This is a genomic window from Microcoleus sp. AT3-A2 (assembly GCF_036705685.1).
Classification (GTDB): Bacteria; Cyanobacteriota; Cyanobacteriia; order Cyanobacteriales; family Microcoleaceae; genus Microcoleus.
In genome coordinates, this window is record NZ_JAUBVF010000096.1 from 1 (window position 1) to 14,416 (window position 14,416).

Below are 14,416 nucleotides of genomic sequence, written 5' to 3' on the forward strand. Positions count from 1 at the left end.
TGATTTTAAATCACCCTAACCTTCCTTCAGTCTTGTCTTATGGTACTCTGGCTGCTTAAAAACTGTCCGGAGTATTGCTATAAGCGCCAAAGATTCTTGAGAACATTAATCAGCTCTTTCTGCCGTCGAGCGATTACTTCTGGCGTCCATTCCTGTTCCCGCAGCACTTGGGTAGTAAGTGCAAAGGGTGAAACGCCTGTCTTAGTGGTGAAATACTTCTGTTTCTTCACATCAAAATCATAATTTTGTGCCAGACTGTTTTTCGCACAAGATAGCAAAACTAAGTTGCCAAGACGATGCACATATTGCTCGCGCTCTTGCTGACTAGGAAACCACTTCATCCACTCACTATTAGGCCCTGGATTTTGGGGAAGTACGTGCTCGACAGTAATGTTAGAGAAGTTGTAAGATGCTTCACCTTCTGACAGAGCAGCATCTAAGCGTACCAAGACATAACGACGAATTTTTTGAATTAGGTAAAGGTCACTATCGAGGACTCTAAGGATATTGTTTGACTCTTCAGGAGTAAACTGGAGCGGTGAATTGGAATTGAATAAATCTTCCTCTTGTTCAATAGCAGTAAGCAATTTGCTGTAACGTTCAATGCGCTCATTGATATTGGCGCGGACAATCATTAAACCTGCCGCAAGGCGGTCTAAATGTGTAAAAAAACGCACCAAATTATCCTGGTTATTACGGTTGCGCGACAGGTAGAGAATCGCAGGCGGTATCCAGTCAAAATTATCAATTTTGTTTAACCATTTAAATAGTTGATTAATTTCCTCGGCACGCCGCTCGCTTTCATAGGTTAATTTTTGAATTTCGGAAAAAGCCTTAGCATAAGGAGCTAAAATTTCATCAATGAATTGCTGAGATCCAGCCGCAGGATTGATGTTTTCTTGAAACTCTTTAAGGATACTCTTGCTAAGTTTTTTCTTTTCTTTAATCATGCGAATATGAGAAAACAAATCTTTGAATAACTCGCGTCCCAGATTCTCCTCGGTATCTTCCCACTTTTTAGTATATTTTTCTTGTTGGCTTTCGGGTATTTTTCCGATTATGTCCGCTTTCAAGATATCAGTTATGGAGAGATCCAATCCCCTGTTGTTCAACACAGAAAATATCCGATATGCAGAGTCAAAGTCAGGCGTAGAAACCACTACCAAGAAGCACTGGGTAATGAGGAACTGGGCAAGACGTATACGGTGGGATTCCGCGATAGTCTGCAAACGTTGCAAGAATAAATGTGCATTTTCTTTAATAAGCTTCTGAGTATCCATCAGCTCCGCATTGTTCAATTTTTGGAGCTTGTTAATACCACCTTCATTTTGAATATATTCCTTGAAAAATTGTGCATCTCGCTCGCGCAAAGTCAGACGGTAACGATTATCTATACCCGCAATTAAGCTGCCTTTTTGGTATAGATAAGTGGTCAAGTCATTGGCGTGTTCTGTTGGCAATGATTCCCTGAGAGCAGCTAGTAGTATGGTGAGAGTTGTTAGACGTTGCTGACCATCTACAATTTCAGCATCTGGCGGCCCAGATTTGATTAAAACAATGCTGCCTAGAAAGTACGGGTTGAGTTGATCAATCGTGTCGTTACCATCTCCCAATGATGTTAGCAGGTCTTCCAGCAGTTCCCCAGCTTGCTCATTTGCCCAAGCATAGGGACGCTGGTAGAGGGGAATGGTAAACATAAAGTCATCGCTAAAGATTTTCCTAATGGGGTGTTCCTCACCCTTGATGCTGACACGGTTCATGCTTGGTTCCTGTGTTAGGTGTGGTTGGTAATTGCTTCCCGAAAGTCAATTTTCCCTGTTGCTAGAATACCATGCTCAAGCTTGGAAAGGCGAACTCTCAACTTAGCCTGTGCAGGCTGGTTTAATTCGTCCCGCCGCAGGTTTCAATCTGATCCTGAATTATCCATTTTCTGCCTGACTTCTCATCAACTTTTGCACGCTGGCTACAGCTCGATTTAATTCATAACTCTTTCTTTCTGAATTCTGCAAAAAAGCCTGCTGTTCTTCTTCAATCATTAACACATCTTGCCGCACCAAACCATCTAATAATTTTTGAGCAGCACCGAAACAACTATCTTTGATAAACCTGCGAAACCATACAGGCAATTTGTGCAGCCGCCAAAACGCATTTAATGAGGTAAAGTGAATTAAATAAGCGCGAGTTGCTGTCTCGCTCACCGGACAAACCAAGCAGTAAATCTTAAAGTCGCTTCCCAAAGTTGAAACCCAGTGCGGGTAAACATAGCTCACCTCCAGCGGTTCCGGGTGCAGTCGGCGCAGAGATTTAAAAAACAACTGAGAAATTGACCATATTTTATCTATTTTGTAATAACTTTGTGCCTGATAGCGAGCAGTTACTTGATGCTCGTTTTCTTCTAAAGTATCTAGTACCGGATTTGCCCAAGCTTGCCAATCATCGTGCAAGTGTCCGTGGTACATATCCATCAAGTTTTCAATTAAAAATGAATAGTGTGCCTGACAGTCGATGACTGAAACTGTGGCAATATAATTAAGATGTTCCCACTCTGGCAAATCCAATAAATCTATTTTTTCTGCTTGCGTTTCGTCGCCCGGAAACAGCCAGATAAAACCGTTTTTTTCCTGGACTGGATAGGAGCGAATTTTGCAGTTAGGTAGCTTTTGATTTTCTGCTAAATAATCGACTTCGGCGCATTCTCCGCTTGCATTTAACCGCCATCCGTGGTAAGCACATTCGATTAAATCGCCTTTAACTTGACCGTGGCTGAGTTTAACTTGCCGGTGCGGACATCTATCTTCTAAAGCGTTGATTTTGCCTGCACTGTCGCGGAAAAGTACGATCGCCCGATTCCAGATTTTCGCAGCTAGCGGCTGAGTTTGCACCTCGGTGCTGCGGGTGATCGCATACCAGCGATCGAGATTAATGCCCAACTCGCGGATGTGAGTTTTTTCTCCCCTTGCAGCTACCGATTTTATCGCGTTGTTTTGCATTACAAATGTTCCCAAATTACGCCCATAAAACAACCCAATCTTACAAAATAACAGCCTGGAAAGCAACGACTGTAAATATTTTTAAATCGCCGTTCTGACAAATACCTGTCGCTAGCTAAATGTTTCAACCAGCTTGGCGACAGCCTAAATCTTAATAATCTTAAAGCATTGCGAAATCCGTAGGTGGAACAGTCGGGTCTAAAATCTCTCGCTGCACCTAATATGTAGCCTATTGTAGCAGGTCTTTCGATTTCCGATATATTATCTAAAAAAACGATTTTTCCGTGCCGATTTAACAATTGTTTAATTACTGAGAGGGCGGCGGGGAGGTTGGGCAAGTGGTGAAAAGTGTCTGCACTAACTATTAAATCAAATTTGCGCTCTAACGTTAATTGACTGGCATCCATTTGGATATATTCGATATTGGGGGCTGAGCGTTTTTGACGGGCGATAGCCAGCATTTTCGCTGAAAAATCTACGGCGACTACATGATCGTAATACTGGGCCAATTCAAAAGCAAGAATTCCCGAACCGCATCCAATATCTAATGCTGTACCTTTGCTTGTCGATAGGTTTTTAGTAAAGAAATCGTTCTGATTTTGCAAGGTGGCGGCGAAATCGTATTCTGTTGCAAAAGCATCAAACATTACAGGTTTATTGCGAATTGTGCAGTTAATCTTCAGCATCTATTATTGCTTTATACTGATTCAATAATATTTTAACCGCATATTCACCCCGCTCAACGCAGATATTTTTTGGGTTCGCAAGCTCTGCCTTTTCTCCTCAGCGAAACCGCACCCACAAACCGTAACTAATCTTAAAAAAAGGATGCAACTGTAGTAAAGCTCCAAACCCTTATATAATCAGTCATTTCCAATTATTCAATTCTTTAATCTAAAATTTAAAATGGTATGGCTGGGGGCGGGTTTCACCGAGAATAGCAGCCGATAATTGACGATTTATAAAACCCGCCCCCCTGCTAACCTTAGATTTTTAACACGCCTTCGGGATTTACCGTCAAGAGCGATCGCCTCTGCAAACCCTCCTGATATAAAATAGCATTAGCGGCCAACAAACCGCTGCTTACTGCCCTTTCCATTAAACCGCACGGAAACGGCATTTTCACCCAATCTCCCGCAAACAAAAGATTCGGAACAGCGCAGCAAGTCTCCGGGCGTTCCGCATAACTACCGGGCGGATATCCAGAGAAATTCTTTTGATTTACCAATTCCCGGTGCAGCATATTTGCCTCTTTTAATTCCGGTACAATTTCGTACAATTCTTGCTCAAAAGTAGCCAGCAAAACTTCCTGGTTTGGAAATTCCTTCTCCTTGTAACAATAAGCGTGCAGTTCCACTACACTACCACCAGTTTTCTGATTCCACTCGATGAACTGATCCTGAATTCGGTGGTAAAGCGTAATGCTGTCAGTCAGTTTGTAGCCGGAAAGCGAACTGAAATTGCTGTGTTCCCACGGAAATTCGCGATCGAACCAAAAACGGCCCACCGCAAAAGGATCGGCTATTTTCAAACTCTCGATCCGCTTCTGCACCTGGGAATTTACCTCACCGCTGGCCAAACTAAATAAATGCTGCATCCCCGGAACATCGGCAGCAAAAACATAGTAATCAGCCTTCAATGTTTCCGCCAAATTCTGCGTCTGGGACTTCTTCGCGGCGGAGACCAACTGTACCTCATCTGCTTTTTCATCGACTACCTTAAATCGAGGCAAATCCCGCTGAGCAGGCCCACTCACAACTCGTCCTTCGGCATCAAAAACTGCGCCGTGACAAGGACAGTGAAATTGACCGTCGTTCTGTTTCTGAACAGTGCAGCCTTGGTGAGTGCAGCTCAGAGAAATTGCCTCTTTTCCCGACGGTGCGGCGGCAAATACGCTGTCACCAGCACCGAAATATTCGGTAGAGTTGCTGTCAGTTAACAGGGCGTTTCGCTTTACCCAAAAAGGTATTTTACTCTGCACGTCTCCCGACTGATAACTCAGAGAATCAATCTTGCCGTTTTCCCAGCGTATCTCACTGACTGCGACATCTGCTAATACTTTGCCACCTTTGCTTTCAATCGCTCTGGCAATAGGCTGCACCAAACTCGTGCCCATATCTTGCCGCGTGCCGTTGAATGCCAAACCCTCTGGATTTCCGAAGAAGTAAAAGTGGAAGAATTGCATTAATTCTCCCGCGCTCAATTCGTCGGGAGCGTTGAGGCTGGACTTAGCAAAAGGCAGAAAATACAAGTCATAAAGCCCGCGCGGAAATTCACCTTTTACCCAGTCGGCAACTGATATATTGTCGAGGCGATCGAAAGTTTTTTGAGTTTGAAAACCGCCTATTTCTCGAAATACTTGCCAGTGAGCGGGTTTTGTAAGATTGATTCCCCACTTGAGCCGATTGGGAGAAGATATCCCCAAGTCAACTATATTCCAGGGAAAAGCTGAATGGTTGGGACGGAAAACTTCGGGTTTGTATTTGCCGTCTCGAAACAGAACGGCGTAGGATTCTAAAGATACAAAGTTATCGCTAATTTCTAGTTCTTCAACCACACTTTTGAGGTTGTAGTATTGCGGAAAAAAACCGTGGAAACCGTGTTCCATCATAAAAGTTTCGTTCCCGACTTGTATCGGCCAACTAGCAATTTTGCCGCCGAGTTGGGGCGATTTGTCCAGCAGCGTCACGGCGAAACCCCGCTGACTGAGTTCGTAAGCACAGGCGAGCCCGGCCAAGCCTGCCCCTACAACTGCAACGGTTTTGCGCTGATTCAGCATTCGCGGCAAGTCAATAGAATCTTGCACAAAAACGGCGGGCTCTGGCTTGGAAAATCGAGAATAGCCCAGCAGCCCGCCTGCGGCACCGACTCCGAGGAATTTGAGGGCGGTTCTTCGAGAAACTGGTTGGGATAGCGGTGGATTGGTTGATTGACTCATCAGCGGTACGCGATAACGGGCTTTAAACACAAATACGCCATAAGGCATATATCATAGACCGAAATCAGGATATGTGAAGAAATACTAAGATACATTCCCCAATCCGATCGCGATCCTCTTCGAGGGCTTCGCTAACGCACCGTGCCAAGTTCGATCGCACACAATCTATAACAGAAGCAAGAAGGCTTTAATTATCTAGGAGAAAATAAGGAAAAAGCGATCGCCCGCATAGCGTCAAATTTTCTAAATAATTAGTGTTTTTATTTATGTTGCTCAACTCTTGGCAACCGTCGCCACTTATGCTAAAAAAATAGGAGATTTGCAGGTAAAATGTTAGGTAAAAATCTGTCTTGGCGGCTTGTACTAAATAACCCAAAAAATATCCGAGTCCAAACAATTAATCAGTATATTTTTAAGTAAGTTAGCGCCGCGAATAAACCTAACTCTTTTAAAACAAGTAAATACAGAGAATATATCTACTGAGGTAACTCAATATATCGGCGATCGATGCAGGGTATTCCTCACTTAATACCAAGACAAAACCCTATTAAAACTAAGAAATGGGGAAGTGTCGCAAAAAACCAAAGACGCCCGTATAGGTAATGCCGATTAAATGTACCTGGCTGCTATGGAAAAAACAGGGCTTACTTGAAGAAACCGGATTTGTGCGTAAGTCCTGTTTATGCAAAACTTCTGCATAATTTACAAAACTTTATATAAATGGTGGATTTCTTGGCGTGGGGCTTCTGTTGCTGCTGGTATCCACACCCTGCGATAGATATTTGGGGTTGGTATTGAATGCTATAATGGTGCGGCGATCGCCAGCATAGTCAAAATTCCCACCCACATCCAAACTTTTGCCAACTGCTGCCGCCAACGGCGCCCTTAACCGCCTCAAAACCATGCACTACCAATCCCAGCAGCAACGCCAAAAACACACGACTCAGAAAAAAATTAAAAAAGCTATTTTTTACTGTTTGATAGCAATATTTTTCTGCTTGAGTACCGCGAACCTGGCTACAATTGCCCAGAACACAGACCAGGGCGGGCTTAACGGACAAGAAATGAGAAATTTGCTCGATCGGGGAAACCTCACCGAAGCCGTAACCAGAATCGAAGAAAGCTGGGAAGAAGACTATCAAAAATACTTTGAACAAGACTTTGCAGCCCGTGCGAAAACCGCCGAAGCAATATCAAAAACTCTCTCCCGCCTAGCGGTTCAAACAAAGAAAAAACCAGCTTTAATTTACGCCATCCCGCGCACCGACCAACTAGAATTAATCTTAATATTGCCCGCTCGCCCGCCCATTCTCCGCAGCATCCCCGAAGCCAAACAAGAGAAACTGCTCTCAGTAGTCCAAGAATTCCGCAGCGAAATCACCAACCCGGTAAAACTCAACACTACCAGCTATTTAGAACCAGCCCAACAACTCTACAAATGGATAGTTGCACCCCTAGAAACAGATTTGCAAACAGCAAAAATTGAAACCTTGCTGTTCTGCGTCGGCGCAGGTTTGCGAACCGTACCCCTAGCAGCAATGCACGACGGAAAGCAATTTCTGATCCAAAAATACAGCCTCTCCCGCATCCCCGCCTTCAAACTCACAGATAGCAATTACACTGACCTCAGAAACGCGCAAGTCCTAGCAATGGGAGCATCAGATTTCGCAGAAACGGCGAACAAAGAACCGCTGCCAGCAGTGCCGTTTGAACTCGGCGCGATCGCCCGACAGTGGCCCGGTAAATCCTTTCTCAACGAAGATTTCACCATAGTAAACTTGCAATCCCAGCGACTGCAACAAAAATACGGAATCATCCACCTTGCCACCCACGCAGAATTCCGCCCTGGAACCCCAAATAATTCCTACATTCAATTTTGGGACACCCAACTCGGCCTCGATCAAATGAGAGATTTAAAATGGAACAATCCGCCTCTTGAACTGTTAGTATTAAGCGCCTGTAGAACCGCCTTGGGAGACAAAGAAGCAGAACTCGGATTTGCAGGTTTAGCGCTGCAATCGGGAGCAAAATCAGCCCTCGCCAGCCTGTGGTACGTCAGCGATGCGGGGACTCTCGCCTTGATGACAGAGTTTTACCAGCAGTTAAAAATCAGCAGGCCAAACGACCCTCCAATCATTAAAGCTGAAGCAATGCGGCAAGCACAAATCGCTGCGATCGAAGGCAAAGTGACGATCGAAGGCGGTCAACTGCGAAGTTCCCGAGGCGAAACTCCCTTGCCCCCGTCCATCCCCAAACTCGACAGCAAAGATTTATCGCATCCGTATTATTGGGCAGCATTCAGCATAATCGGCAGTCCTTGGTAAGTGGGCCTCTTGACCGACACAGGTGATAGGCTATAAAACATAAGTAATTTAATATCTGTAGCTGTCGCTCAACAAACCACCACCAACCTGTGACGAATCAAGCGGGAGCCTTCAAGGGGAAAGAAAGATGAAAAAATTAGAATTTTTGCTACAGAAAGAAGGCGATCGCGCCTGGTTGCCCCTAGAAACCTCCGACGTGGAAATTCTAGAAGGTAAATACCGCGTGGTTGCTCGCATTCAGCATCCCAACACCGACATCGAAATTCGCGTTACCCATACCTCCTTTGACCAAGGGGCGCAGCGGAAAGTCCAAAGCCGATCGGCCCGCACCAACCCCGAAGGATTAGTCGTGATCATTCCCTACACCAGGCTCAAACCCGGACTGTGGGAACTCTCCTGCTTGCCAGATCCCAAAGCAACACCACTAAAACCTTGGCAGTACGGCGTTCAGTTGGAAGTATTGCCCGCAGAATCGGAAACCTCTGAACCCCTACCGCCGATCGACCAAATCGAACCTGCTGCTTCCACAGCAGCCCCACAAATTGCAGCATCGGTCGATGATCGCGCAGCCCCACAAATCGCTTCCCCGGTCGATCGCCCCGCACCACCCCAAATCCCAGCAGCCGATTCAGCACCGCAGCAGACCAAAATCTACCAATTCCCGATTCCCCAAACCCCCGAACCCAAACCGGGCGTCAAACTCGAACTCGTCCTCGATCAAGAAACCTTCGTCACCCAACTCGGTCGCCCCTTAATCATTTCCGGCAAAATCGACATTCCCCAACACCCCCAACCAAGCAGAAAAACAGCAACTCTCATCCCCGAATCCGAAGCGCTAGAACTCAAACAACTCATCGGTTCAGCACAACTGCAAATTTACTTGCGCGACCCCCAAACCTCCAAAATTCTCGCAGAAATCCAGCAGCCGATGCCAGAACAAGTTCCCCCCTGCATCTTTGCCTGCGTCACCTACATCCCAACCGAGTGCAAAAGCCGCCTAATTTTAGGAGAAGCAATTCTTAGCAGCGGCGGCGTCACCCTAGCCACCAAACTATTCACAATTACAGCTCGTTTAGAACACCTTCTACAGGAAATTAAAGACAATTTCATCGAAGAAAAGCATCAAGCCGAACCCTCCCCAACAGCCTCAAAACAGCCTGGAAGCGCCAAAAATATATCCTTCCTCAAGCTAGTAGAAAAATCCTTAGACCCTCCCTCCCCTGCCGAAGCCCCAACCACTGAAGCCCTACCCCCTCTACTGGCTTCACGTCACACCCCAAGTGCAGGCGGTCTAGAATTGCCCGCATTCGGTAACAAACTGCCCGACAGCAGCCGATCGCAATTGCTTTCGGAAATCTCGAATTCGCCTCGAACTACCGAAGAGTCGATCGACCCACAAACCAAACCCTCAGACATCCCAAATCCCACTCAAACAGCCGAAATCGGAGCGATCGACAAAAAACCCGAAAACAGCCCCGAACCAGAAACAACAGCCCCAGAAACCCCGCCAGCACCCACAAAACAGGCATTTCAAACCTTAAACGTCGAAAGTCGATTTTGGTCGCGACTGAGTTCCCTAGCCAGCAACGGCGAATCCCCCGACTGGTTGAAAGCAACCACCCTGTCACCAACTCCAAAAGCCGCCGCAAATAGCAGCGACGAAATTGCCGTTGTGGAAGAAAGCAGCCCAACCCAGCAGCAATCCGAAACCAGCGAAACAATTTCCGATCCCAAATCTACTAGCCCGGAAGCCAGAGAATTTGTGGTTTTTGACGAACCCCCGCAACCGAAACAAGTTGGTCAAAAAACCACAACTGTCGCCGCAGAAGACACTCCCCCGACTCCCTACGTTTTGCCAGAAGATGAGTTAGTACCGATGCCCATTTTGGAATTGCCGCGCGCCGAAATCATCGCGGGCCAAGCTGTAAACGTGCAAGTGCAACTCCCGGAATTAATGCCCCGGATTTATGTGAAAGTTTGGGTGTACGATCGGCAAACCTACCTGATTCTCGACGGGCCGCGCTGGATTACCGAATTTAAAGCTAACGGGTTAGGAAACGTGCGAGCAAGTATCGAGTTAGAGATTCCCTACGGCTGCATGGAAGTCGAATTTGAGGCGATCGCCGTCGAAATGCAAACTCAGCGGGAAAGCCACAAAATAAGCGTTCACCGCCAAGTTTTACCGCCAGCCGGGCCAAGTTTGCCCCTCGAAGGGTAAGCCCAAATCCGCGTGCATCCCCGTTTATCCGCTGACATCTGCGGTTAAAAAATCCTACTTACTTCCCCGCCAACTGCCGAAACTTCTTCTTAAACTTATTCTTATACACGTAGATCGATCGCTGTAAATCCTCAACTTGCAGCGACATATCTGCAGCCAAACCCGTGCGGTTCCAAACATCCTCCTCACACTTGCGGCGACAAAAATTCATCGGTTCCGAGTAAACTTTCCCACTAGATAAAGTTGGCTTCGGCCCGCACCAGTGAATCACCGTCGCCTGAGTTCGATCGCCTGCAGGCCCGCTTTCTTCCACCGGAAACTGCTTTCTCAGCAAATCCTGGTCAAAATCCGGCACCAACAACTGCATATCCACATTCTGCACCCGCAGCCGCTTTTCTTGTGCCGCCCGGAAAATCATAAAGTTCAAAAACCCCATTTCTCCGTACTTAAATATTCCCGGATTTGCCGCCGTAAAATCTAAAATTTCTACGTATTCTTCCAAGCTAAAAACGCCGCGTTTAGCAAAGAAAGTACCCGTGCAGAAATAGTTCGATCGCGATTCCGACCAACGAAAATTCGGGAAATGCTTCTCAACACCCGGAATGTCAAAGAAAAATTCCGAAACATCCGCATCCGGGTACTCGTAACAAGGCTTGTCTACAGTAAAATCAAACTCTTGAAAATTAGCCAATTTGAGAACATCGCCCCAGACGATCGTATCGGCATCCAAAACCATAAAATTTGACCACGGACTTTCCCAGAAAGCAATCATTTTAGTTTTGCCCCAACCAAAACTTCTTTTCCTGAGAACCTCTTCAGAAACGGTTGTGCGATTGATAACCCGCACCCCATAGGATTTTTCCAAAGCACTCACAGAAAACGTACCGTCAATCAACAGACAAATCGGCACATCTCCCAGGAAATAGCGGATGCTAGCACAGCAACCCTTAGCAAACAGATAATCTTGGTCGCAGCAGGCAATAATAATACCAAAGTCTTCCATAAACCCTCACTATTTTACTAACTTGCCTAGCCACAGCGTTTCGGTTTTTTGTTCTGAAAGCAGCTCGATTTTCAAGTTTTGCATTTTCGCCAGCTTAGCACTAAACTTCTGCAATCGCCCGTAGACAAAAACATCGCTAAAACCGCTAGGAATATTGGGTATAGTTGGTCTGCCAAACAACTGAGCTCGACGGCGCGCTTCTGGGTCAAGCAACACCAATTGCAGCCGCACTTTCGGTTCTAACAAATGACTCATTGACAGTATATTTCCCAGACTGACTTCCGAGATATCACTGACAAGCAGCGGCTTTGGGGCACGATCAATCCTGCGAGCAATTTCGGGATTTTCCCTGCCCCATTCCTTCGTCCACCAAGTCTCGGCTTGAGAACTAACGGCATTCGACAGCAAGCCGCCCGTTAACAGTACAACTGTCAAAACTTTCCACATTTGCCGTTTCGAGCTTGGCACGCCCAGCGCGGTAATTTTAGTCGCTAACAGGTAAGCAACAGCGATTTGCATCCCCAAATAAGTCGGAAATAGGTAGCGAGCTTTAGTCGATCGGATTCCTCCCAATATAACATCTGGCAGCACGAGTGCCAGTGCTGTCACCGCCATCATCGTCACCACAAACAGCCAAACCTGTTTGTTCGTCTCCGAACACAGAAAATAAACGGCATACCCTACGATTGTAAATAAAATTAAAGTCGCTGCCACTAAACCAATAAGATATACGGATATCGCATTAGAACTTAGCCCGAAATCAAAAAAAAACGCGACCGATATTTCCGACCCAATTCTTAACTAAAGATAGCCTCTGACTTTCTAGATTTGCCCAACTTGTCGCACCGGATGCTGCACTTTTATTTATCACTAAAATTACCATCCAAGGCAGAAATACTAGCAACGACACGGCAATTGCTATCGAGTAATTCACTAGCTTTTTGTTAGACCTAAAACCTTGAGTTCCTAAGATATAAATTCCGTGCCATAACGCAACTAGCAGACTAAAGAAATGAGTGTAAAATCCCATAATATTTGCTACTGCGTAAATGCTCCAACTTAGCTTGTTTTGCAGCCGCAGTGCTCGCAGCAGAGAGGCACAAGAAAGCAAAATCAGGGCCGACCACAAACTATAGGGACGTGCTTCTTGAGCGTAAAGCACGTGCAAGGGAGAAACTGCTAGTACAGGTCGGCGTAAATACACAGACTATTAAACAGCCAAGACTTTACCCTTATATGTCCACTTAAAAGGTTTGGCCATTGTTTGATTAAAGTAGTTAATAAAATTGAGGATGCGATTTTTCAGATCGTACTGACTGGTGAAACTTGCTCTTTTTAGTAATTTCCGCACCAAAATGCGCTCACCAAATCTCTATTTGATTAAGCCACGAAGAATGTTTGGGTGTGTAATGGAAAACAATTTGATGTGTTGGGTCACTTAAAAAAACAGCGCGGGATTTCATGGATTGAAGTATGCCGCTTTTTCCCTTATAGCAATCCTAAATCATTATCAAGACTATGATACAATTATATGCAATACTTGATTGTGACAATAAAAAAATGAATAACTTAAAACGGCCCCTCCAAGATATGGAAAAGGAAATAACTCAATTAGAATCTTTCATTAAAAGTGATATCGATGCAAGAGAACTTAAACGAGCAATAGCTGTAAGGATGGCTGTCGAAGGCAAGTTCTACCATGAGATTAGCAAAATTCTCGGTGTAAGTGATTTTTTTGTGGGTCATTGGAAAAAACAATTTCAAACCAAAGGCATCGAAGGAATCAAGCTAGGGCATAAAGGGTCAAAAGGGTATTTAACAGCTCTACAAAAGACTGAAGTAATTGATTGGCTAAAGAATAAAGAATATTGGAATTTAGATGAGCTGGTTACTTATGTAGAGCGAGAGTTTGGTGTGATCTATAAATCAAAACAGAGTTACTATGAACTTTTCGATCGGGCGAAAATTAGTTGGAAAAAAACTCAAAAAATCAATCCCAAATATGAGGTCGAACTGGTAAAAAAAAAGACGGAAGAAATTAACAATATTTTATTCAAAAACAAGGCGGGCATAGAATCCGGGCAAATAATAGTATTATTTATAGATGAATGTCATCTACTTCATGGCGATCTAACGGGTTACGTTTGGGGTCAATCAAAAATCAGAATTGAAGTCCCAATTACCAATGAAAAAGATAGACAAACTTATTTTGGCGCACTCAATTATCAAAGCAAAGAATTCCATGTTCAGAGTCATCCATCTGGGGATGGAAAATCAACAGTTGAATTTATAAAATACTTACAAGATAAATATAAGAATCGCAAGATTATCTTGATTTGGGATGGAGCCAGTTATCATAAATATGGCGAATTTAGAGATTTTTTATTAGAAGTAAATGGTGGCAAAGAGCCTGATGAGTGGTCAATTACTTGTATTTTATCTGCTCCAAATGCTCCCCAACAAAATCCCGTTGAAGATATTTGGTTACAAGCTAAAAACTTTTTAAGAAAGTATTGGTATTTATGTAGGTCTTTTAAGATTGTGAAATTTTTGTTTGAATTTTTTACTAAGGGGCAAAAATTTGATTTCCCCAAAATACATAAATATAGTTACACGGAGAAAATCAATTAGGATTGCTCTAGGTCTAGAAAATCATTTAGGATTGCTATAGTACCGAGGTCGATATCTAAGCCTTCTTTTTCGGCAACCAAACGCACCAGTGATTCAGATTGGTGAGTATTCAGACAATCCATAATTAGATGCCATTTTTGGGCAGCCGGATCAGTTTCAATGAGGTGACGAATATTCAGTAAAAAATCGGACTCTGTTCTCGAATCTCCACAAGTTGGTTTAATAATCTTACCATTAGACATCTCCAAAATAGTAACACTTCGTGGTAATATCACATCATAAAGCTTTTTTGACACAGAAACATGAGCGACA

Annotated in this window: 11 protein-coding genes; 3 read left to right on the plus strand and 8 right to left on the minus strand. The window is 44.6% G+C overall.

The window, feature by feature from the left end; all coding sequences use genetic code 11:
- Positions 1-77 precede the first annotated feature (77 nt).
- The 4 genes from QUB37_RS28170 to QUB37_RS28185 all read right to left on the minus strand — a co-directional run bounded on the left by QUB37_RS28170 (position 78) and on the right by QUB37_RS28185 (position 5,976).
- Positions 78-1,760 carry a DUF262 domain-containing HNH endonuclease family protein gene (locus QUB37_RS28170; RefSeq protein ID WP_333168425.1) on the minus strand — a complete coding sequence of 561 codons (1,683 nt, stop codon included), beginning with the start codon at positions 1,758-1,760 and terminating at the stop codon, positions 78-80.
- Between the two features lie 159 nt (positions 1,761-1,919).
- Positions 1,920-2,990, minus strand: coding sequence for an aromatic ring-hydroxylating dioxygenase subunit alpha (locus tag QUB37_RS28175; protein WP_333168426.1), 1,071 nt, complete (start codon positions 2,988-2,990; stop codon positions 1,920-1,922).
- Positions 2,990-3,676 (minus strand): class I SAM-dependent methyltransferase, encoded by a 687-nt coding sequence (locus QUB37_RS28180; RefSeq protein WP_333168428.1) that lies wholly within the window; start codon positions 3,674-3,676, stop codon positions 2,990-2,992. Before QUB37_RS28180 ends, QUB37_RS28175 begins: the two co-directional genes overlap by 1 nt.
- A 299-nt stretch (positions 3,677-3,975) precedes the next feature.
- Positions 3,976-5,976, minus strand: coding sequence for an FAD-dependent oxidoreductase (locus tag QUB37_RS28185; RefSeq protein WP_445300068.1), 2,001 nt, complete (start codon positions 5,974-5,976; stop codon positions 3,976-3,978).
- 809 nt (positions 5,977-6,785) lie between these two features.
- On the opposite strand from QUB37_RS28185, the gene QUB37_RS28190 reads away from it, so the two are divergent.
- Both QUB37_RS28190 and QUB37_RS28195 read left to right on the plus strand, forming a co-directional pair.
- Positions 6,786-8,252: a CHAT domain-containing protein gene (locus tag QUB37_RS28190; RefSeq protein WP_333168429.1), complete on the plus strand. Its 1,467-nt coding sequence runs from the start codon at positions 6,786-6,788 to the stop codon at positions 8,250-8,252.
- Positions 8,253-8,379: 127 nt separating this feature from the next.
- Positions 8,380-10,470 (plus strand): hypothetical protein, encoded by a 2,091-nt coding sequence (locus tag QUB37_RS28195; protein WP_333168430.1) that lies wholly within the window; start codon positions 8,380-8,382, stop codon positions 10,468-10,470.
- 58 nt (positions 10,471-10,528) lie between these two features.
- Here the strand turns inward: QUB37_RS28195 and QUB37_RS28200 are convergent, their stop codons facing one another.
- Genes QUB37_RS28200 through QUB37_RS28210 form a run of 3 tightly spaced genes read right to left on the minus strand, consistent with a single transcriptional unit; the run spans position 10,529 to position 12,677 of the window.
- Positions 10,529-11,473 carry a hypothetical protein gene (locus tag QUB37_RS28200; protein WP_333168432.1) on the minus strand — a complete coding sequence of 315 codons (945 nt, stop codon included), beginning with the start codon at positions 11,471-11,473 and terminating at the stop codon, positions 10,529-10,531.
- 9 nt (positions 11,474-11,482) lie between these two features.
- On the minus strand, positions 11,483-12,187 hold the full coding sequence (locus tag QUB37_RS28205) for a hypothetical protein (RefSeq protein WP_333168434.1): 705 nt from the start codon (positions 12,185-12,187) through the stop codon (positions 11,483-11,485).
- A 46-nt stretch (positions 12,188-12,233) separates the two neighbouring features.
- Positions 12,234-12,677, minus strand: a complete 444-nt coding sequence (locus QUB37_RS28210) for a glycosyltransferase family 39 protein (protein WP_333168435.1) — start codon at positions 12,675-12,677, stop codon at positions 12,234-12,236.
- A gap of 356 nt (positions 12,678-13,033) precedes the next feature.
- On the opposite strand from QUB37_RS28210, the gene QUB37_RS28215 reads away from it, so the two are divergent.
- Positions 13,034-14,104 carry an IS630 family transposase gene (locus QUB37_RS28215; protein WP_333168437.1) on the plus strand — a complete coding sequence of 357 codons (1,071 nt, stop codon included), beginning with the start codon at positions 13,034-13,036 and terminating at the stop codon, positions 14,102-14,104.
- On the opposite strand, the gene QUB37_RS28220 is transcribed toward QUB37_RS28215, so the two are convergent.
- On the minus strand, positions 14,101-14,416 hold a 316-nt coding region (locus QUB37_RS28220; RefSeq protein ID WP_333168439.1), incomplete at its 5' end, for a transposase. The two genes, QUB37_RS28215 and QUB37_RS28220, sit on opposite strands and share 4 nt — an antisense overlap.